The following is a 19,514-nucleotide window of genomic DNA, read 5'->3' as shown; positions in this document are numbered from 1 at the left end:
ACTCCTTTTTAAATTTCTTCCTGCAGTTTAACAGAAACCAGTTTGGAAATTCCCGACTCCTGCATCGTGATGCCGTAGAGGACGTCTGCCCCTTCCATCGTTCCTTTGCGGTGCGTGATGACGATAAATTGAGTGTCTTCGCTGAATTTCTTTAAGTACTGGCTGTAACGGACAACGTTCGACTCATCCAGCGCCGCTTCTACTTCATCCAGCACACAGAACGGCACAGGGCGCACTTTCAGGATGGCGAATAAGAGCGCAATGGCCGTCAACGCCCGTTCCCCGCCGGACAATAAATTCAGGTTTTGAAGTTTTTTGCCGGGAGGCTGTGCAATAATATCCACACCGGTCATCAATAAATCGCTCGGGTCGGTCAGAACAAGGTCCGCTGCACCGCCGCCGAACAATTCTTTGAACACACGCTGGAACTGTGTGCGGATGGCATGGAACGTTTCATCAAAGCGGCTGGTCATTTCTTCATCCATTTCGCCGATCACGGTGCGCAGCGTATCTTTCGCTTCATTCAAATCGTTTCGCTGGTCGGTCAAGAACGTATGGCGTTCAGATACATGCTCGAATTCTTCAATGGCGCCAAGGTTGACCGGCCCTAACTCTTCGATCGATTGCTTCAGCAATTTCACTTTCTTGCGGACATTTTCTTCCTCATCCTTCAATTCAAACCGCTTCGCTTCTTCCAGCGACAATTGATAAACAGTCTCCAATTGGGCAAGGAATGTCTGGATTTGAACGTCTATCCGGGTCGATTTCACTTCACAAATGCGGATCGCTTCGACGAAGCCTTTATAGAGGCGCTGCTGTTCTTTCAAACTTTCGTCGAGTCCGTTCATTTCTGTTTGGCTCGCTAGACGCTCTGCTTTCAAAGCTTCGACCGCCGCTTGCTCCAATTGTTTCTTTTCCGACCATTTTGCAATCTCGGCAAGGATTTCTTCATCCGAATAAACCTTCGCGGCTTCTTCCGATTGGATCCAATCCAATTCTTTTTGAAGATCCTGCAATTTGCGGTCACTCTTCAATTTGCGCTCCAGAAGCTCCGCTTCGCTTTGGACCAATTGGGAGACGCGTTCTTTGACCACCGCAAATAAAGATTTCTGGTCAGCGAGTTTGGCCATTACGGCATCCCGGGCCGATTCGTTTTGCTGCTTGAAATGCGACAATTCATCGATCTGAGAAGAAACTGACACCAGCTCTTCTCCGATTTCACCCAGGCGTTCAGCAGCCGTTTCTTTCCGCTTCGCCACTTCAGTCAGATCAAAATCTTTATTGCTTTGTTCTGCCTGGAATAAACGGAAGCGGTCTTTCGTCGATTTCAATACGGCTTCCACTTCACGCAGCGTCATGGCACGTTCCGCTTCTAAATCCCGGTATTTTTCGCCTTCAGAACGAAGGTTGTTCAAACGCTGTTCCGTTTCATGCACCTGCGACTGTTCTTGGCTCACAGTTTTCTCCGCCTGGACAATAGTTTCCGCCAGTTCTGCCGACTGAAGGATCAATTGCTCAAGCTCCGCTTTTCTCGTGAAAAACGAGGCCCCGGTTTTATTGGCTCCTCCCGTCATCGAACCGCCAGCATTGACGACATCGCCATCCAGCGTAACGACACGGTAGCGGCTCATGGTCAATTTGGAGATGGCCGAAGCCCCTTTTAAGTCTTTTGCAACAATGACATTGCCCAGCAGATTTTCAATAATCATTTGGTACTGGGCATCATAGCTGACCAATTCGTACGCCATATTGACGAATGAAGGATGCTGCTTGATAGCTGAAATGGAAGACTCTGCAATTTTGCGGGATTTCATCACCGTCATCGGCAAGAACGTCGAACGCCCCGCCCGCTTATTGCGGAGAAATTCGATCGCTGAACGGGCATGCTGCTCATTTTCGGTAATGATATGCTGGCTTGATGCCCCTAAAGCGGTTTCAATCGCTTTTGCATAGTTCTGGTCCACTTGTGCGATTTCTGCTACGGCTCCAACAATTCCTTCGAGCAAGCCTTTATCACGGGCTACCAGCACTTCACGCACACCTTGGAAGAATCCGGAAAAATCTGCTTCCAATTCCTGTAAAGTCTGAATGCGTGCACCTAGCTGCTTTTGGGATTGATACGCTTGGAAAAGCATCGCCTGCTTTTTCTCATAGCCTGTTTTGAGCTCCATAAAATGAGTTTCGGTCGATTTATAAAGGGCGCGTTTTTCAGCCAGCAGCTTCTGGATTTCTTGATGTTTCTTTTCGGCTGATGCCTTTTCTGATTCCAGTTTAGCCAGTTCTTTCGAAAAATCCGCTTGCTGTACGGCAATGCGGCTGCTCGATTCCGATAATTGCAGCTCCTGGAGTTCAAGGTTTTTCAATTCATTCCGGACCGTTGCCTGCTCATTCATCAATTCGATATAAACCGATTTCTGTGATTCAATATCTTCTTCAATATCCCCAGGCGTCCGGTTTAATTGATCCTGCAATTGCTTGATCGCAATCTGGGCTTTTCGCTGTTCGGCTTTTCGCTCTTCCAGCAGCTGCAATTGAGCCCCATGCTTCTGCTGCAGCTGGCCGTTTTCCTCTTGCTCAGCGGCGAGCGACTCTTGAAGCTGCTGCGCTTGGCGATGAGCGTTGCTTTTCTTTTCCGACATCAATAATTTGCGGCCTTCCCATTTCTCGGTTTCGCCGCTCGCTTGTACCAAACGGTTTTGGGAAGCATCAATTTCAAGATCCAATTGGGCTAATGAACGGCGGATCTTTTTCACAGCCTGTTCTTTTTCTTCAATTTCTTTGCCCAATTGCTGTTCTTTTTCGGTATGGCTCTTTGTTTCTTCTCTTAGTGAAGCCATTTCCTCTTCAAGGCGGCTAATATCAAAAGCCAACAGCGCAATGTCTGCGTCTTTCAGCTGCTCGCTCATGTCCAGGTAATCGCGCGCTGTCGAAGCCTGGATTTGAAGCGGCTCCATCCGGCTATCCAGCTCATGCAGAATATCGAGCACGCGGTTCAAGTTCTCATCTGTTTCATTCAGTTTCAGTTCCGCTTTTCTTTTGCGCTGCTTGTATTTCAGAACACCGGCCGCTTCTTCGAAAATCGAACGCCGTTCTTCTGCCTTGCTGTTTAAGATTTGATCGACGCGCCCTTGGGAAATGATTGAAAAAGCCTCTTTTCCAAGGCCTGAATCCATGAACAGATCCGTGATGTCTTTTAAGCGGCAATTTTGCTTGTTAAGCAGATAGGCACTTTCGCCACTTCGAAAAACCCTCCGCGTTACACTGATTTCACTGTAATCGAGAGGGACTCGGCCATCCGTATTATCAAGTATTAAGGTGACTTCCGCAAAATTCAGGGCTTTTCTTGAATCGCTGCCACCAAAAATCACATCTTCCATCTTTGCTCCGCGCAGGGACTTGGCGGATTGTTCGCCGAGCACCCAGCGGATGGCATCGGTCACATTGCTTTTTCCGCTGCCGTTAGGGCCGACTACCGCGGTTACGCCTGGAACAAAATCGATGCCGATGCGATCGGCAAAGGATTTGAACCCCATAATTTCTAATCGTTTCAAAAACATTATTGATCCTCCACTGCTTCCTGCAATTTTTGGATTGCCAGTTTAGCTGCTTGTTGTTCCGCCTCTTTTTTCGAGCGGCCATTTCCAATTCCTAATTCTTTCTCTGCCAGCGACACCCGCGTCACGAAAATGCGGCTATGGGCTGGCCCTTTTTCTTCGATGATTTCATAGCTCAATGCACCGTTGTTCTTCTGCTGCACGAGCTCCTGCAATTGGCTTTTATAATCCATCACATGCGAAAAAGCACCGGTTTCCACTTTAGGGAATAAGACGACGTCCAAAAAGGCCACTACCGGCTCCAGCCCTTGATCCAAGTAAAGAGCGCCGATAAACGATTCGAAAACATCCGCCAAAAGGGCAGGGCGAGTGCGTCCACCAGTCAATTCTTCCCCTTTGCCGAGAAGAATGTAACGGCCGAAATTCAATTCATTGGCAAATAAAACCAATGAAGGCTCGCAAACGATTGCTGCGCGCAATTTGGTCAATTCGCCTTCGCTCATTTGTGGATATTTTGAAAACAGGTAATGGGATACCGATAATTCCAGGACAGCATCACCCAAAAATTCCAGGCGTTCATTGTCTGTGTAATATCTTCTCCGATGCTCATTCACATAAGATGAATGCGTAAATGCTTGGTGAAGCAATGCAGGTTGCTTGAAGTGAATATTCAATTGTTCTTGCAGCTCAGTAAATGCGGCACGCTCGCTTTCTTTTAGCGTTCCGTTTTTCTGCTGGGTAGGTTTTCTTTTCATTGCCATCTTTTATCTGCCTTCCTTTGACGTTCTTCGTTTAATTTTACCTTTTTTCAGGACATTGTGCAAAAAATGTCTTAACTGCGCTGTTACAGTTCTTTTATCATCGGAAGCATGAAAAAGCCAATGAGGAAAAAGCACGGCCTTTTCCTCATTGGCTTTATTTTCCGGCCCATTCAACAGCCTTCTATATTTTGAAAAAGATTATGCTTGTTTTTTCTCAATATAAGCTACTGCGTCGCCTACTGTAGACATGCCTTCTGCGTCTTCATCTGAAATTTCCATGTCGAATTCGTCTTCAAGTTCCATAACCAATTCAACCACGTCCAAAGAATCCGCTCCTAGGTCACCTGTGAATGAAGCTTCAAGTTTCACTTCGTTCTCTTCTACTCCAAGACGATCTACGATTACTTTCGTTACTCTCTCTAGTACTGTTGCCAATGTCGTCACCTCCCCTCAAATCAGTATACAAAATTTCCTGCTACATGACCATTCCGCCATCAAGATGAAGCGTCTGGCCCGTCATATAAGATGAATCGTCAGATGCCAGGAACAATGCCGCCTTCGCAACTTCTTCCGGTTTGCCAAAACGCCCTAATGGAATTTGGGCCAGCATCGTTTTTTGGATATCTTCCCCTAAAGCATCGGTCATATCCGTTGTGATGAATCCGGGCGCTACCGCATTAGCTGTAATATTGCGGCTTGCCAGTTCCCGTGCAGTTGTCTTCGTCAAGCCGATCACGCCCGCTTTGGCAGCTACATAATTTGCCTGCCCGGCGTTGCCCATGACGCCGACAATCGACGCAATGTTGATGATTCTGCCTGACCGCTGTTTCATCATTTGGCGCGTAACGCCTTTCGTGCAAATGAAGACGCCTTTTAAGTTCGTATTGATCACGTCATCCCATTCGTCGTCTTTCATGCGCATCATCAAGTTATCGCGCGTAATGCCCGCATTGTTGACGAGAACATCAATGGATCCAAAAGCTTTCATTGTTTCCTCGATCATCGCTTTGACCGCATCGGAATCGGAAACATTCGCTTTCACGGCAATGGCTTCGCCGCCGTTTGCCCGGATATCCGCTACAACCGCTTCCGCTTTTTCTTGGCTTCCGCTATAGTTTACAACCACTTTTGCGCCGGCTTCTGAAAATCTGCGGGCGATTTCAGCGCCGATTCCTCTCGACGCCCCCGTAACGATGGCCGTTTTGCCTGCCAGTTTGCTCATTTTCCCAGCTCCTCTACCGCTTTTTCAAATGATTCCAGGTCATAGACCGGCAATGTCTTCACCGACCGGTCGATTTTCTTCACCAGCCCGCTTAGGACTTTTCCCGGTCCGACTTCAACGAAAACTGTAACGCCAAGGTCGATCATTTCACGCACTGACTGTTCCCATAAAACCGGAGAATACAATTGGCGCACAAGCAAGTCCTGGAATTGCGTTGCGTGCGTTTCGCTTTTCGCCGCAACGTTTGTGATGACCGGAATTTCGGCATCTTTTAAGTAAATCTGGCTAAGCACTTTAGACAGATCCTGCGAAGCCGGACGCATCAATTCTGAGTGGAAGGGACCGCTGACATCCAACGGAATCGCCCGTTTAGCCCCGCGTTCTTTCGCAACGGCGCAAGCTTTTTCAACGCCGGCTTTTGTTCCGGAAATAACAATTTGCCCCGGACAGTTTAAATTGGCTAATTGCACTACACCGTCCGTATCTGTTACTTCGTTTGTCACTTTTTCCAGTGCTTCGCTGTCCATTCCCAAAATCGCAGCCATCGTTCCTTCGCCTGCCGGAACCGCTTCATTCATGAACAATCCGCGTTTATGGACAATGCTGACCGCTTCTTCAAAAGGCAAAACGCCTGATGCAACTAGCGCGCTGTATTCACCCAAGCTATGGCCGGCCGTATAGTCCGGCACGATGCCGGCACGGTTCAATCGTTCGGTAATCATGGCGCTGACAGTCAGCAGTGCCGGCTGTGCATGGTATGTAAGTGTTAAATTTTCTTGAGGCCCTTCAAGCATCAGTTCCGATAAATTGACGCTTAGCGCCTCGTCCGCTCGATCAAAAAAGCTTCTGCTAGTTTCATCCGATAGGAAGCTTTCGCCCATCCCGACGGCCTGAGAACCTTGCCCAGGGAAAATAAATGCAATTTTACTCATCTTGGCTCTCCTTTTTCAGCGTACTGTAAATCGTTCCCGTCACATCAAATTCCACCATCGTGCGGGTTTGGCGGATCGCATTAAACAAAGCCGTGGAATTGGATGACCCGTGCGCCTTAATCACTGGCGCTTTCAGCCCGAACAACCCGGCACCGCCGTATTCGCTATAATCCAGCATGCCTTTCAGCCCGCCGATTTCGTCTTTTACGAGAAATGCCGCCACTTTTGTTTTGGCAGATGACATAAAGACCTTTTTAATCATAGAGAAGACATTCATCGCCGTGCCTTCGATCGTTTTCAATACCATATTACCGGTAAATCCATCCGTCACCACGACATCCGCTGCGCCGTTCAATAAATCACGGGATTCGACGTTGCCAATAAAATTGACCGGCGCTTCTTTAAGCAGCGGAAAGGCCGCTTTCGTCAAATCATTTCCTTTTTTCTCTTCCGTGCCGATATTTAGCAAGCCAACCCGGGGATTTTGGATCCCTCTCACTTTTTCAGCATAGATGCTGCCCATGACGGCATACTGGACTAAATGTTCCGGCCGCGCTTCCGCATTCGCTCCCATATCAAGCATGACGAAACCTTGTCCGTCCATCGTCGGCAATGTTGGCGCCAACGCCGGACGGTCTACTCCTTCAATCCGTCCGACGACAAACAAGCCGGCAGCCATTAAAGCCCCTGTATTCCCTGCACTGACGCAGGCATCCGCCCGCTGCTCTTTGACAGCTTGCGCCATTTTCACCATGGAAGAATCTTTTTTTCTTCGAACGGCGCGAACCGGATCATCCGTTCCTTCGATCACTTCTTCGCAATGAATGATTTCCAGGCGCTCATGGTCTTTTAGGTAAGGCTGCATTTTTTCCTGATGGCCGTATAGCTGCACCGCCACATCCGGAAACTCGTCCAATGCCTTATAGACGCCTTCTATGATTTCTTTCGGGGCGTTGTCTCCGCCCATTCCATCTACTGCTATTTTCACTCTTCGTCACCTTCACTTTGTTCTGTCATTCGGTACATCTCAAATGTACCGATAAAAACGGTCACTTGATCCACCGAAGAAACGACTTTTACATAAGCCCGATTCTTTTCCGGATTGCGATCCACTACTTGCGCCTTCGCTACCAGCCGCTGCCCCGCTTTGACCGGCTTCAGGAATTGGAGCTCGGACTTGACCGTCAAAGCCAATTCGTCGTTCATTACGGCAACTGCCAAGGAATTCGCCTGGGCAAACAAGTGGTGTCCGCGGGCAATCTGGTTGCGCTGGAAAACATGCTCCGGCTTCACATCAAATATCGAGATCGCTCGCTCATCCAATTCTATATCTATGATTTCGCCGATCACTTCATCGATCGGCAACGATTTCACTTCGTCATCAAATGTTTTTACGGCTACGTGCTTAATCCGTTCCCGAAGTTCCGGAATGGATAATTCCAGGCGGTCAAGCCGGATCGTCTGCACGCTGACGCTGAACTCCGCCGCCAACTCCTCGTCTGTTACAAACGGGTTTTCTTTGATTGACTGGACCAGCGCTTCCTGCCGTATTTTTTTAGGTCTTTTCACATTGTCACCGCCCGCTATTAGCACTTGGTACTAATATGAGTATATAAACAACAAAAAAAGAATGCAAGGATTATCTGAGTCCCTGCATTCTTAATCGAGCCTGCCAAGAGCCAGCGCTCCCGATTCTTCCAATTGTTCGCGTAGGCACCTTGTCTCTTCGCTGACCCAGAATTCTTCACTGTTAATCATTGTTTCCGCATCTTTTCGGGCTGTTTCAAGCGCCCGGTAATCATGCACGAGATCGGCCATTTTAAACTCGGGCAGTCCGCTTTGCTTTCGGCCAAAGAAATCCCCAGGACCGCGAAGCTGCAAATCTTTTTCCGCAAGCACAAAACCGTCATTCGTTTCCGTCATGGAAGTCATCCGTTCTTTGCCGACTTCCGTCTTTGGATCTGCCAACAACACACAGAACGACTGGTTGCTGCCGCGTCCGACCCGTCCGCGCAATTGGTGGAGCTGCGACAAGCCAAAACGCTCAGCGTCGTAAATCAGCATGAACGTGGCATTCGGGACATTCACTCCGACTTCGACCACTGTGGTAGAAACGAGGACGGCAATTTCGCCTTCTGTGAACGAGCGCATCGTTTCTTCTTTTTCGTCCGCCGGCAAACGTCCGTGCATCAATCCCACCGTATGTTTGCCGTGGAAATAGCTTGAAAGCTGCTGGAATAAATCGACTGCATTTTGGAAATCCAGTTTGTCGGATTCTTCGATCAGCGGGCAGATGACATATGCTTGCCGTCCCGCAGCCAGCTCTTTTTCCATTCGGCCGACAATTTTGCCGAACATGTCTTTCTTCATCCAAAAGGTCTGGATTTCTTTTCGGCCGACCGGCATTTCGTCGATCACCGACACATCCATTTCCCCGAAAGCGGAAATCGCTAACGTTCTCGGAATCGGAGTAGCCGTCATAAACAGCACATCCGGATTATAGCCTTTGTCTTTCAGGACTCTCCGTTGGTCGACGCCGAAACGGTGCTGCTCATCCGTGATGACCAGGCCCAACTTTCTAAAGCGCACATCCGGCTGAATCAACGCGTGCGTCCCGATCAAAATGTGGATCTCGCCTGCCGCCAGGCTTTCCAGAATCAATTGGCGTTTCTTCCCTTTGACGGATCCCGTCAACAATGCAATATTCAGCCCGAACGGTTCGAACCACTGGGCGAGCGTATTGGCATGCTGCTCCGCTAGAATTTCAGTCGGCGCCATCAATGCACCTTGAAGACCTGCCGTCACTGCCGCATATAAAGTAATGGCCGCAACGACCGTTTTCCCGGATCCTACGTCGCCTTGCAAAAGCCGGTTCATGCGGAAAGGCTCTTTCATGTCTTTGCAGATTTCATTGACGACCCGCTTTTGGGCGTCCGTCAAATCGAACGGCAAGGCCTGAATAAATTCTTTGAGGCGATTTAAATCGTAATCGATAAACGAGCCGCCTTCTTCTTCCCGGTTCTTTTTTCGGAGCGCTTGCATTTTCAATTGGAACATCAATAATTCTTCATAGACAAAGCGGCGCCTCGCTTGCTTTAACGCTTCGCCGTCCGTCGGAAAATGGATCCATTCCAGCGCTTCGCCGACGGACATCAAGTGGTAATTTTGCCGCAGGCTTTCAGGCAAACAATCTTCCAAATCGGTTTTCGCAATATCCAATGCTTGCCGCATCAATTTGCGGAACGTTTTTTGGTAGATGCTGCCTTTCAAACTATAGACCGGTTCAAAATCCACTCCGTCCGTGCGAGGTCCGATTGTATGGCTGGACACCGTAATCACTTGGCGGCCCCGGTCCCATTTGCCGGTCAACGTAACAATTTCGCCAATATGCAATTTCGCTTTAACATATGGCTGGTTAAAGAAAATCGCTTTGATGAGGTGCCGGCCGACCATCACTTGCACTTGCGTCCGGGATTTGTTCTTCCCTAAAAAAAGGACGGAAGGTTCACTTTCGACCCTTCCCTCCACTGTTACCCGTTCATTATGAGGCGTATCAGCCAAATCTTTCAGCTGAAAATCTTCATGGCGGTAAGGAAACGTCATGATAAGGTCATGGATCGTTTCAATTTTCATTTCCTGAAGTGTTTCGGCAGCTTGTTTGCCGACCCCTTTTAACGTGGCGACAGAATCTTTACTGCCCACTGCCTACCACTGCTCCACCAAAAATTTTGGACTCCAGCCATTTGCCCGTAGGCGTTGCAGCCAAACCGCCTTTAGCCGTTTCCCGCAAAGCGCTTGGCATCGATTGGCCGATTTCAAACATTGCGCCGATCACTTCGTCGCAAGGAATGCGGCTTGTTACGCCGGCAAGCGCCATATCAGCTGCTACGACGGCATTTGCGGCGCCCATGGCATTCCGTTTCACGCACGGCACTTCCACTAATCCCGCCACTGGATCGCAGACAAGGCCGAGCATGTTCTTCATTGTAATCGCAAAAGCTTCGGATGATTGCTGCGGTGTTCCGCCAGCCATTTCCACAATTGCCGCCGCAGCCATCGCTGCCGCCGATCCGACTTCCGCCTGGCATCCGCCGGCAGCCCCTGAGATGGATGCATTGTTTGCCACGACAAAACCGAAGGCTCCCGATGTAAATAAATACCGGATCATTTGCTCACGCGTTGGATTTAATTTGTTTTTCACCGAAAACAGCGTTCCTGGCACAACGCCGGCAGATCCTGCAGTCGGGGTCGCACAAATAGTGCCCATCGCTGCGTTTACTTCATTTGTCGCCACTGCTTTGCTGACAGCATCAAGCAAAAGGTCGCCCGACAAGGCATTTCCTTTTTTCATATATTCCTGCAGCAAGACAGCATCTCCGCCGGTTAACCCGGAAACGGAATGGACGCCGTTCAAGCCTTTTTCAACGGCTTCTTCCATGACGGTCAAGTTGCGGTCCATCTGTTTCATGATGTCTTCCCGTGACCGGTCCATCAATAGCATCTCTTGTTCAATCATAATTTCTGAAATCAATTTATTTTCCTGTTCCGCTCGTTCAACTAATTCACGTACATTGCGAAATAATGCTTCCACAGTTGAAACCCCCTTCTCAATCGGCAATTCTTGTCACTTGCGTGATATTCGGCAGTTCCGAAAGTTCATCCAAAATCGCCCGATCGACATTCTGGTCGATTTCGATGACCATCAATGCCATATGCCCTTTTTCTTTGCGTGAAACTTCCATATGCCCGATGTTGATGTCGTATTTATATAAACAATTTGCTACGTTTGCAATACAGCCCGACCGGTCTTCATGAACCACCAGGATGGCCGGATGGTTTCCGGACAATCGCAGTGGAAAGCCGTTCAATTCCGTAATCTCTATTTTGCCGCCGCCTATGGAAATGCCCATCAACGACATTTCAGACCGTTCATCGCCAATAACGATGCGCGCGGTATTCGGATGGTCCACATGGCCCGTTTCCGGTATGAATTCAAAACTCATCCCCAGCTTTTCCGCTTCTTCAAACGAAGTTTTGATGCGTTCATCAAATGTATCGTAATCCAATAATCCACCCACAATCGCTACATCCGTGCTGTGGCCTTTATAGGTTTCAGCAAATGACCCGTATAAATGGATTTTCGCCCATTTCGGCTGCCGGCCGAATAAATCTCTCGCCACTCGTCCAATTCGCGCAGCTCCTGCTGTATGCGAAGAAGAAGGGCCGATCATGACCGGCCCTATAATATCAAAAACAGATTTGAACTTCATGGCCCAAACCCCTTTCTATCAGTTACTTATAGCTTCAGTTTACATGATTTTGAGCTATTTAACAAAAATAAAAGGAATTGCCCCAAAAGTAAATTCGGGCAGCTCCTTTAGTAGTGAAACTAGTGCAGCGATACAACAGCAATCTTATTCTGCTCCGCTTTATTCGAAATAAAGGGCTGGCCAATAAGTCGTTAGTCGACTTGCAGGCCAGCCCTTTCTCGTTTCTATTCCACAGAAATAATATAGGGATATAACGGCTGTTTTCCGTTATGAATCTCTACTTCTACCTCATCATTTAACGATTCGATAAAGCTGCCTAACGCTTCAGCCGCTTCTTCCGTCGTGTCTTCTCCGTAAAGAATCGTGACAATTTCCGAATCTTCATCAATCAGCTTTGCCACCAATTCTTCTGTGACCCGTTCAAGGTCGGAATCCGAAATGACGATTTTGCCTTCCGAGATGCCCATGAAGTCATCTTTTTTGATTTCGATGCCGTCAATCGACGTATCGCGGACTGCAAAAGTCACAGATCCTGATTTCACTTGTTTCGATGCATTCTCCATCAATTGAAGGTTTTCCTGGACCGATGCTTCTGGATTGAAAGCGAGAAGCGCAGACATTCCTTGCGGCACGTCTTTTGTCGGCACGACTGCCGCTTCGATATCCAGCAATTCTGCTGCTTGCTCCGCTGCCATGATGATGTTTTTATTGTTCGGCAAAATCAGTACGCGTTCCGCATTGATCGAACGGATGGCATTCACGATGTCTTCTGTAGAAGGGTTCATCGTTTGCCCGCCTTCAATCACATAAGAAGCGCCAATGCTGCGGAGAAGTTCCGCAATCCCTTCGCCCATCGCTACGGTGACGACAGCGTACGGATGCGAAGTTGCTGCAGCCGGCTGTGCTTTTTGGAAGCCTTCCCCCACAATATCGATATGCTGCTGGCGCATATTTTCAATCTTCATGCTGATCAGGCTGCCATAGTTTTGTCCATATGTAAGAACTTTTCCAGGCTCTTCCGAATGGATATGGATTTTTGCGATTTCATCGTCTGAAATGACCAGAAGCGAATCTCCATATTCACTTAAATCCGTGCGGAAAGCAGCTTCATTGAATTCTTTTTTGCCTTCTTCGAATTTCACCATAAATTCTGTGCAATAACCGAATTTAATATCAGCTGTATCCATGAAGCCGGCGATGTTTTTATGGTGCTCCGCACTCACAAGATCGTCCATTGTATTATGGGCATGCTTTTCTGGCAGCTGTTCGCCTTTTAGGCATGCCAAAAATCCTTCGTAAACATAAACAAGCCCTTGGCCTCCGCTGTCGACAACGCCGACTTCTTTCAATACCGGAAGCAAGTCCGGTGTGCGTTCTAGTGAAGCTTTCGCTTCCGCTACCACCGCTTCAAATAAAACAACAATATCTTCTTCTTTATTCGCCAGCTCCATTCCTTTGGCAGCTGCATCTTTTGCAACGGTTAAAATAGTTCCTTCAACCGGTTTCATCACGGCTTTGTAAGCTGTTTCCACTCCATGCTGAAGCGCTTCTGCCAATTTCGCTGCAGAAAGTTCGGATTCGTTTGCAATGTATTTGCCGAATCCGCGGAATAATTGCGAAAGGATAACGCCCGAGTTCCCCCGCGCGCCCATCAAGAGCCCTTTGGATAAAGCCCCTGCCGTTTTGCCGATGTGTTCTTCTGCGTTCGCTTTTGTCTCTTTTGCGCCCGACGTCATCGACAAGTTCATATTGGTTCCGGTATCGCCGTCCGGCACCGGGAATACATTTAACGCATCTACATAGTCCGCATTCTGGAACAGATGGTGAGATCCCATCTGTACCATTTCCGCGAATTGAATTCCATTTAATGACTTCATAGCCGTTTTTTCCTCCTCTTACGGGTTCGTGACGCGAACCCCTTGAACATAAATATTAACTGCCTTGACTGGCATGCCAAGCGTTTTGGTTATCGTATATTTGACTTTGGACTGCACTTGATAAGCGACTTCAGAAATCTTTGTGCCGTAGCTGATGATGACATACATATCGATTGCCAAGTCGCCATTTTCTTGGCGGACAATGACCCCTTTAGCAAAATTTTCTTTTCGCAGGATATCGGTTAATCCGTCGCGGATCTGATGCTTCGTCGCCATGCCCACAATTCCGTAGCATTCGATAGCAGCCCCTCCAGCGATTTGCGCAATTACATCATTGGAAATATCGATTTGGCCATATTCGTTCTTTAATTCAATCGACATGAGAATTCCTCCTTGAGTCCTATTTCACTTCTTCCATTCTACATGAAACCATTATACAAGAAAAGCCGCCGTTTAGGGTGTAAAGGTTTTTTTCTTGAAAGACCCTCAAAATTAGTTGCAAAGCGATAATGTGTGTGGTAAATTATTAAAGTATGTGAAACGAAAAACGAACTGAAATTCTATTATAATTTTCAGCTTCACTTGTGAGGAGGGACTTACATGCCTAAAGTATGTGCAGTTAGTGGACGCAAAGCTCGTTCTGGAAACGCCCGTTCACACGCGTTGAATTCGACAAAACGTACATGGGGAGCAAACCTTCAAAAAGTTCGTATCCTTGTAGACGGTAAACCGAAACGTGTATGGGTTTCTGCAAGAGCATTGAAATCAGGAAAAGTTGAGCGCGTATAATCGCTCATGAATAATGCCAGATTGACTTCTGTCAGCCTGGCATTTTTTCATGCGTTCATTTATTGCTTTGTTCCAACTCGTCCACTCTATCCGAACTTTCAATCATCGCACAGCTGCCTTTCGAAAAGGCGACGATGCCTTCTGTTTCCAGTTCATTGCTGATAAAACGGGTAGAGCCGAAAGATAGGGTTTCATCGGCAACTTCGTATTTGAAATGGGTTAATGAAAATCCTTCGACTGTTTCGGCAAACGGATAAAAAGAAATATAGCGGTATTTTTTATCGGCTTGCACACGGTGTGATCCCGGCGACAGGAAACGGATGCGGTTCTGCCGGTTGACCAGCATGAATTCCGTATCCGGAAATTCTTGCTGCATCCGGTAGACGGCATGCAGCGAACTCATATAATGGTCCAGCCTGCCTCCCGTCACTCCTGTAACGATCACTTGGCGGGGCGAAAACTCCATCGCCTTCACCAATGCGAGTTCTGTGTCGGTCTCGTCTTTTTCGGCCGCTGCCCGGTCAAGAGCCGGAAACAGCGCTTCAATCCGCTGCATCTCTTCTTCTGTCACCGAATCAAAATCGCCGACTGCAGCAATTGGGCGGATGCCTTGGTCCAGCAGCACGACTGTGCCAGCATCGACGCCAATAAACGCAGCCTCTTTCCATTCCGAGAAATCCGGCATTTCGGAACGAGGGCCCCCTGCTGTCACAACGACAATCACGAAATCGCCTCTTCTCCAGCCTTCTTGATTTTCTGCAATGCTGCAGCGCGGTCCGGTTTGCTGTAGATCGCAGATCCTGCCACGAATACATTCGCTCCGGCTTTCGCACATGGAATAATGGTTTCTTCATTGATGCCGCCATCAATTTCAATGTCGATGGACAAGCCTTTGTCTTGGATAATCTTCGACAATTGCTCCACTTTCGGCACAACCGATTCAATGAATTTCTGGCCGCCGAAGCCCGGATTGACCGTCATGAACAACACAAGATCGATGTCTTCCAGAATCGGCAAAATCGCTTCCACCGGCGTATGCGGATTTAAAACCACTCCCGGTTTAACGCCGAACGAACGGATCAATTGGATCGTTCGATGCAAATGAGGGCTCGCTTCCACATGGACCGTGATGTAATCGGCTCCTGCTTTAGCAAAATCCTCGATGTAGCGGTCTGCGTTCTCAATCATCAAATGGACGTCGAACGGCAAGTTCGTCAACGGCCGGATTGCGTCCATCACGACGGCTCCAAACGAAATATTTGGCACAAAATGGCCGTCCATTACATCAATGTGGATCCAGTCTGCTCCCGCCGCCTCAACTTCGCGGACTTCTTCGCCCAGTTTTGAAAAATCTGCTGCTAATATAGAAGGTGCAATTTTAATCATTTGAATACCTCGGCTTTCGGCTCATAATTTCTTCTAAAAACTTCAAATAATGTTTGTAGCGGTAATCTTTGATTTCTCCGGTTTCCACGGCTGCTTTTATGGCGCATTTCGGTTCATTCAGGTGAAGGCATTCCCGGAATTTGCAGTCATTCGACTTTTCCGCCATTTCAGGGAAACACGCTGAAAGCTCTTCTTTTTCCATCGTATCAAATTCAAATGAACTGAATCCCGGCGTATCTGCCAGCAAGCCTCCGTTCACTTCAATCAATTCCACATGGCGGGTGGTGTGCTTCCCGCGGTTCAACGCTTTTGAAATATCGTCTGTCTTCAATTCCAATGAAGGCAAAATCGTATTCAACAGCGTCGATTTCCCTACACCGGACTGGCCAGCAAGAACGCTGACTTTTCCTTCTAAAGTAGGCATGAGCCGCTCCTGGAGCTCAGCGTCTCCTTTATAGGTTGGAATGACTTCATAGCCAATTTTTTCATAATCCGCAATAAATTCACTGATCCGCTCTTGTTCCTCTTCTTTCAGCAAATCCATTTTCGTTAAGCAAATGATCGGCTCGATGGAATGCGATTCGATCGCCGTCAAAAAGCGGTCCAATAGGAGTGGATGGAAATCCGGCTGCTTGGCCGAAAAAACGAGAATGGCTTGATCAACATTTGAAATAGGCGGACGGACAAGCTCATTTTTGCGTTCGTATACGTGCAGAATCGTCCCTTCCAAATCGTTGTCCGCTTTGTAATCGACGTAGTCTCCAACAAGCGGCGAAATTTGGCGATTGCGGAAGACTCCGCGCCCTCTGCATTGAATGTAGCGGTCTCCATCGTCGTCCAATACATAATAAAACCCGCTTAACGCTTTTCTGATTTGACCTTTCGGCATGCTTTCACTCCTTTTAAATTGAGGTAAAGAAATCCCCTCTTTTTGGAAAAGAGGGCGTTTCTTTGAATCGGCTATTCCACTGAATTATAGGCAATTGTTTCTTCTTCAATAACGCGGTCGTCGCGCACAATTCGATAAACCGCACTTTTCCCTTCGGCAATCTGCAATTCGATGCGGCGCGAAGTGTCTTCTGTAATGGTAAATTCCTCTGCAGGTTCAGCCATGGTCGTATTTTCATCCTGGATATAGACGGCAACTTTTTGTTCTACGGCCGGTTCCCCTTCAGCTGCCGGTTCAGCCGGCTCATATGGAATCTGGATCGTGTGGATATACGTTTTCATCGGCAATGCAGCCGGGCCAGACGAAACCGTCACTAAAATATCGCTGCCTGCTTCGAGTTCTTCTCCGGCAGCCGGGTCCTGTGATAAAACGACTCCGGCTGCAACCGAATCAGACGGGGCTTCATCAACAATCCGAATGTTAAATCCGGATGAACGCGCATATTCATTGAGGTCCACTTCCGTAAAGCCGGATAGGTTCTGGACTTCCCGCATGTCTTTGCCTTTGCTGACCGTAAATTCAATTTCCGTTTCCGAAATGATGACTTCAGTCCCTGCTTCAGGCTTTTGGCTCAAAATGGTTCCAGCCGGTTCATCCGAGAATTCTTCTTCTTGGTCGATCGATTTATAATTCTGTTCTCCCAGCAGTTCCCGGGCTTGGTCAATCGTGCGTCCGACATAATCGGCAAGTTCCGCTTTTTCTTTTCCTGTGCTGATGAACAGCTGGATTTCAGATTCGCGGTTGCGCATTTTACCGGCTTCCGGTATCGTCCTCACCACCCGGCCTTCGGCCACTTCTTCCGAGGTCTGCTCTTTTTCTTCTCCGATGACAAATCCAAGCGAACGCAATTCTTCAATCGCTTCGTCGCGTTCCATGTCTGTGACGTCCGGCACCGCTACTTGACGCGGTCCGAATAGATCCGGAAATGCGATTGCCACAATTAACCCTGCCAAAATTAAAAATACTGCTATGCCCACTATCCAAGGCCACTTTTTCTTCTTTTTCTTCGGCGGCGGTTCAACCGGTTTTTTTGCCGGTTCTTTTTTGCTCACCGGCGCTATTGTTTTCGTTTCTTCGACGCTGCCGTATACCGCGGGGTCTTTGATCGCTGGCATGGCCCGGGTGGCGTCTTCATCAATAGGAGCTGAAAACTTCGGTTCATCCAAACGTTCAGGCAGCAGCACCGTCGACAAATCCTCCTCCAGCTCGCTGGCAGATTGATAGCGGTGCTGCGGATTTTTGGCCGTGGCCTTCAACACGACGTTTTCCAAACTTTGAGGCATGCCCGGAACAATTTCACGCAACGAAGGCGTTTCGGTCTGAAGATGCTTTAACGCAATGGAGACGGCCGATTCTCCCGAAAATGGCAATTTTCCTGTCAACAATTCGAACATGACAATTCCTAGAGAGTAAATATCCGATTTTTTATTGGCGGTGCCGCCCCGCGCTTGTTCAGGCGATAAATAATGGACCGTTCCAAGCACGGAATTGGTCTGAGTATAGGACGTGGCGCTTAAAGCCATCGCGATTCCAAAATCCGAAATTTTGACGTTTCCTTCCGCGTCCATCAAAATGTTTTGAGGCTTAATGTCCCGGTGGACAATCTGGTTTTGATGGGCATGTGCCAAAGCAGATGCTAGCTGTTTCATAATCTTGACCGCCTGTTCCGGCGCGACGGGAGAATTGTCGATTATGTATTCTTTCAAGGTTTTTCCTGGAACATATTCCATGACTAAGTAATGCAGTGAACCTTCTTCGCCGACATCGAAAATGTTGACGATATGCGGATGTGCCAAACTGGTCGTAGACAAAGCTTCCCGCTGGAATCGCCGGCGCAGCTCTTCTTCATTTGAAAAATCGTAGCGCAGAATTTTAATGGCAATATCGCGGTCTAAGATCATGTCGTGGGCCAAATATACGTTGGACATCCCGCCTCCGCCGATCAGTTCTAAAATTTTATAGCGGCCATTTATGCTTCTGCCGATTAACATGGCTACACCTCCTCAACCTTTGAGGACAGAAGAACGAATGAGATATTGTCTTCTCCTCCTAAATCATTGGCGAGCTTCACCATCTCCTGCCCTTTTTGCGAAAGCGGCTTGGATGAACGGACGATCGACGCGATTTCATCTTTTGAGATTTTATTGCTCAAACCATCTGAACAAATCAGCAAGTAGGAATAATTTTCCAAGGTAAAATGAAGGATTTCTCCGTCAATATCCGGTTCGGTCCCTAGCGCTTTGACGATCCAGTTTTTCTTTGGATGGTCTTCTGCTTCCGCTTCGCTGATTTCCCCGTTGTCGATCAAGACATTGACATAGGAATGGTCCCGTGTGACTTGCTCGACCGATCCGTCGATTACGTAAGCTCGGCTATCGCCGATATGGCACATGACGCATTCTTCTTTATCCAAAATGGCTGCGATTAGCGTAGTCCCCATCCCTTTGCAATCCGGATGTGTTTCTGCGTACTCATAGACAAGCCGGTTTACCGATTGGACATTCAAAGAAAGCCAGGATTTCCGCTTTTCGATCGACACGAAGGCATCCGGCTGTTCTTCATTGAACAAGCGGCTCAATGTACTGACTGTCAATTCGCTGGCAATATCTCCGGCGTTATGGCCGCCCATCCCATCCGCTACTATGGCAAGCATAAGCCCCTCAGGCCTTTTCAAGACTGCTACCCGGTCTTCATTCACTTTTCTTTTCTTTCCCGTATCGCTTTCCATGACGTATTGATACAAATCCCGACACCCCATTTCTCCTCAAATCAAA

The 19,514-nt window shown here is 48.1% G+C and carries 18 protein-coding genes; 1 reads left to right on the top strand and 17 read right to left on the bottom strand.

The window, feature by feature from the left end; genetic code table 11:
* Nucleotides 1-8 precede the first annotated feature (8 nt).
* The 12 genes from smc to MTR82_RS01365 all read right to left on the bottom strand — a co-directional run bounded on the left by smc (nt 9) and on the right by MTR82_RS01365 (nt 13,997).
* The gene (gene smc / locus MTR82_RS01420) at nt 9-3,557 is read right to left on the bottom strand and encodes a chromosome segregation protein SMC (protein WP_246807461.1); all 3,549 of its coding nucleotides are present in this window, start codon (nt 3,555-3,557) and stop codon (nt 9-11) included.
* Nucleotides 3,557-4,315, bottom strand: coding sequence for a ribonuclease III (gene rnc, locus MTR82_RS01415; RefSeq protein ID WP_246807460.1), 759 nt, complete (start codon nt 4,313-4,315; stop codon nt 3,557-3,559). Before rnc ends, smc begins: the two co-directional genes overlap by 1 nt.
* Nucleotides 4,316-4,513: 198 nt before the next feature.
* A complete protein-coding gene (locus tag MTR82_RS01410) occupies nt 4,514-4,750 on the bottom strand; it encodes an acyl carrier protein (RefSeq protein WP_052651208.1) in 237 nt (78 codons plus the stop codon).
* A gap of 40 nt (nt 4,751-4,790) precedes the next feature.
* The gene (gene fabG / locus MTR82_RS01405; RefSeq protein ID WP_246807459.1) at nt 4,791-5,537 is read right to left on the bottom strand and encodes a 3-oxoacyl-[acyl-carrier-protein] reductase; all 747 of its coding nucleotides are present in this window, start codon (nt 5,535-5,537) and stop codon (nt 4,791-4,793) included.
* Nucleotides 5,534-6,469, bottom strand: a complete 936-nt coding sequence (gene fabD, locus MTR82_RS01400; RefSeq protein ID WP_052651204.1) for an ACP S-malonyltransferase — start codon at nt 6,467-6,469, stop codon at nt 5,534-5,536. The genes fabG and fabD overlap by 4 nt, the downstream gene beginning before the upstream one ends.
* Nucleotides 6,462-7,457 (bottom strand): phosphate acyltransferase PlsX, encoded by a 996-nt coding sequence (gene plsX, locus MTR82_RS01395; protein WP_246807458.1) that lies wholly within the window; start codon nt 7,455-7,457, stop codon nt 6,462-6,464. The genes fabD and plsX overlap by 8 nt, the downstream gene beginning before the upstream one ends.
* Complete coding sequence (gene fapR / locus MTR82_RS01390; protein ID WP_246807457.1) at nt 7,454-8,038, bottom strand: transcription factor FapR; 585 nt, start codon at nt 8,036-8,038, stop codon at nt 7,454-7,456. The genes plsX and fapR overlap by 4 nt, the downstream gene beginning before the upstream one ends.
* 90 nt (nt 8,039-8,128) lie before the next feature.
* On the bottom strand, nt 8,129-10,171 hold the full coding sequence (recG, locus tag MTR82_RS01385) for an ATP-dependent DNA helicase RecG (RefSeq protein ID WP_246807456.1): 2,043 nt from the start codon (nt 10,169-10,171) through the stop codon (nt 8,129-8,131).
* The gene (gene sdaAA / locus MTR82_RS01380; RefSeq protein ID WP_246807455.1) at nt 10,161-11,060 is read right to left on the bottom strand and encodes an L-serine ammonia-lyase, iron-sulfur-dependent, subunit alpha; all 900 of its coding nucleotides are present in this window, start codon (nt 11,058-11,060) and stop codon (nt 10,161-10,163) included. The genes recG and sdaAA overlap by 11 nt, the downstream gene beginning before the upstream one ends.
* Nucleotides 11,061-11,076: 16 nt before the next feature.
* Nucleotides 11,077-11,739: an L-serine ammonia-lyase, iron-sulfur-dependent subunit beta gene (gene sdaAB / locus MTR82_RS01375; RefSeq protein ID WP_052651198.1), complete on the bottom strand. Its 663-nt coding sequence runs from the start codon at nt 11,737-11,739 to the stop codon at nt 11,077-11,079.
* A gap of 224 nt (nt 11,740-11,963) precedes the next feature.
* Nucleotides 11,964-13,616, bottom strand: coding sequence for a DAK2 domain-containing protein (locus tag MTR82_RS01370; protein ID WP_246807454.1), 1,653 nt, complete (start codon nt 13,614-13,616; stop codon nt 11,964-11,966).
* A gap of 18 nt (nt 13,617-13,634) precedes the next feature.
* Entirely contained in the window at nt 13,635-13,997 is a 363-nt protein-coding gene (locus tag MTR82_RS01365) for an Asp23/Gls24 family envelope stress response protein (protein WP_052651195.1), read from the bottom strand.
* A 219-nt stretch (nt 13,998-14,216) separates the two neighbouring features.
* On the opposite strand from MTR82_RS01365, the gene rpmB reads away from it, so the two are divergent.
* Nucleotides 14,217-14,405 (top strand): 50S ribosomal protein L28, encoded by a 189-nt coding sequence (gene rpmB / locus MTR82_RS01360; RefSeq protein ID WP_052651193.1) that lies wholly within the window; start codon nt 14,217-14,219, stop codon nt 14,403-14,405.
* 55 nt (nt 14,406-14,460) lie between these two features.
* Here rpmB and MTR82_RS01355 read toward each other — a convergent pair whose 3' ends face one another.
* From MTR82_RS01355 to MTR82_RS01335, 5 genes are all read right to left on the bottom strand, one after another.
* Nucleotides 14,461-15,129, bottom strand: a complete 669-nt coding sequence (locus MTR82_RS01355; RefSeq protein ID WP_246807453.1) for a thiamine diphosphokinase — start codon at nt 15,127-15,129, stop codon at nt 14,461-14,463.
* Complete coding sequence (rpe, locus tag MTR82_RS01350; RefSeq protein ID WP_246807452.1) at nt 15,126-15,791, bottom strand: ribulose-phosphate 3-epimerase; 666 nt, start codon at nt 15,789-15,791, stop codon at nt 15,126-15,128. The genes MTR82_RS01355 and rpe overlap by 4 nt, the downstream gene beginning before the upstream one ends.
* The gene (gene rsgA, locus MTR82_RS01345) at nt 15,784-16,680 is read right to left on the bottom strand and encodes a ribosome small subunit-dependent GTPase A (protein WP_246807451.1); all 897 of its coding nucleotides are present in this window, start codon (nt 16,678-16,680) and stop codon (nt 15,784-15,786) included. The genes rpe and rsgA overlap by 8 nt, the downstream gene beginning before the upstream one ends.
* A gap of 71 nt (nt 16,681-16,751) precedes the next feature.
* A complete protein-coding gene (gene pknB / locus MTR82_RS01340; protein WP_246807450.1) occupies nt 16,752-18,731 on the bottom strand; it encodes a Stk1 family PASTA domain-containing Ser/Thr kinase in 1,980 nt (659 codons plus the stop codon).
* A gap of 2 nt (nt 18,732-18,733) precedes the next feature.
* Nucleotides 18,734-19,498 (bottom strand): Stp1/IreP family PP2C-type Ser/Thr phosphatase, encoded by a 765-nt coding sequence (locus tag MTR82_RS01335; protein WP_052651184.1) that lies wholly within the window; start codon nt 19,496-19,498, stop codon nt 18,734-18,736.
* Between the last annotated feature and the right edge of the window lie 16 nt (nt 19,499-19,514).

Source organism: Planococcus ruber (genome assembly GCF_022819085.1).
Taxonomy (GTDB): Bacteria; Bacillota; Bacilli; order Bacillales_A; family Planococcaceae; genus Planococcus; species Planococcus ruber.
Note: the sequence above shows the minus strand (reverse complement) of the source record. Positions and strands in the feature narration are given on the sequence as shown.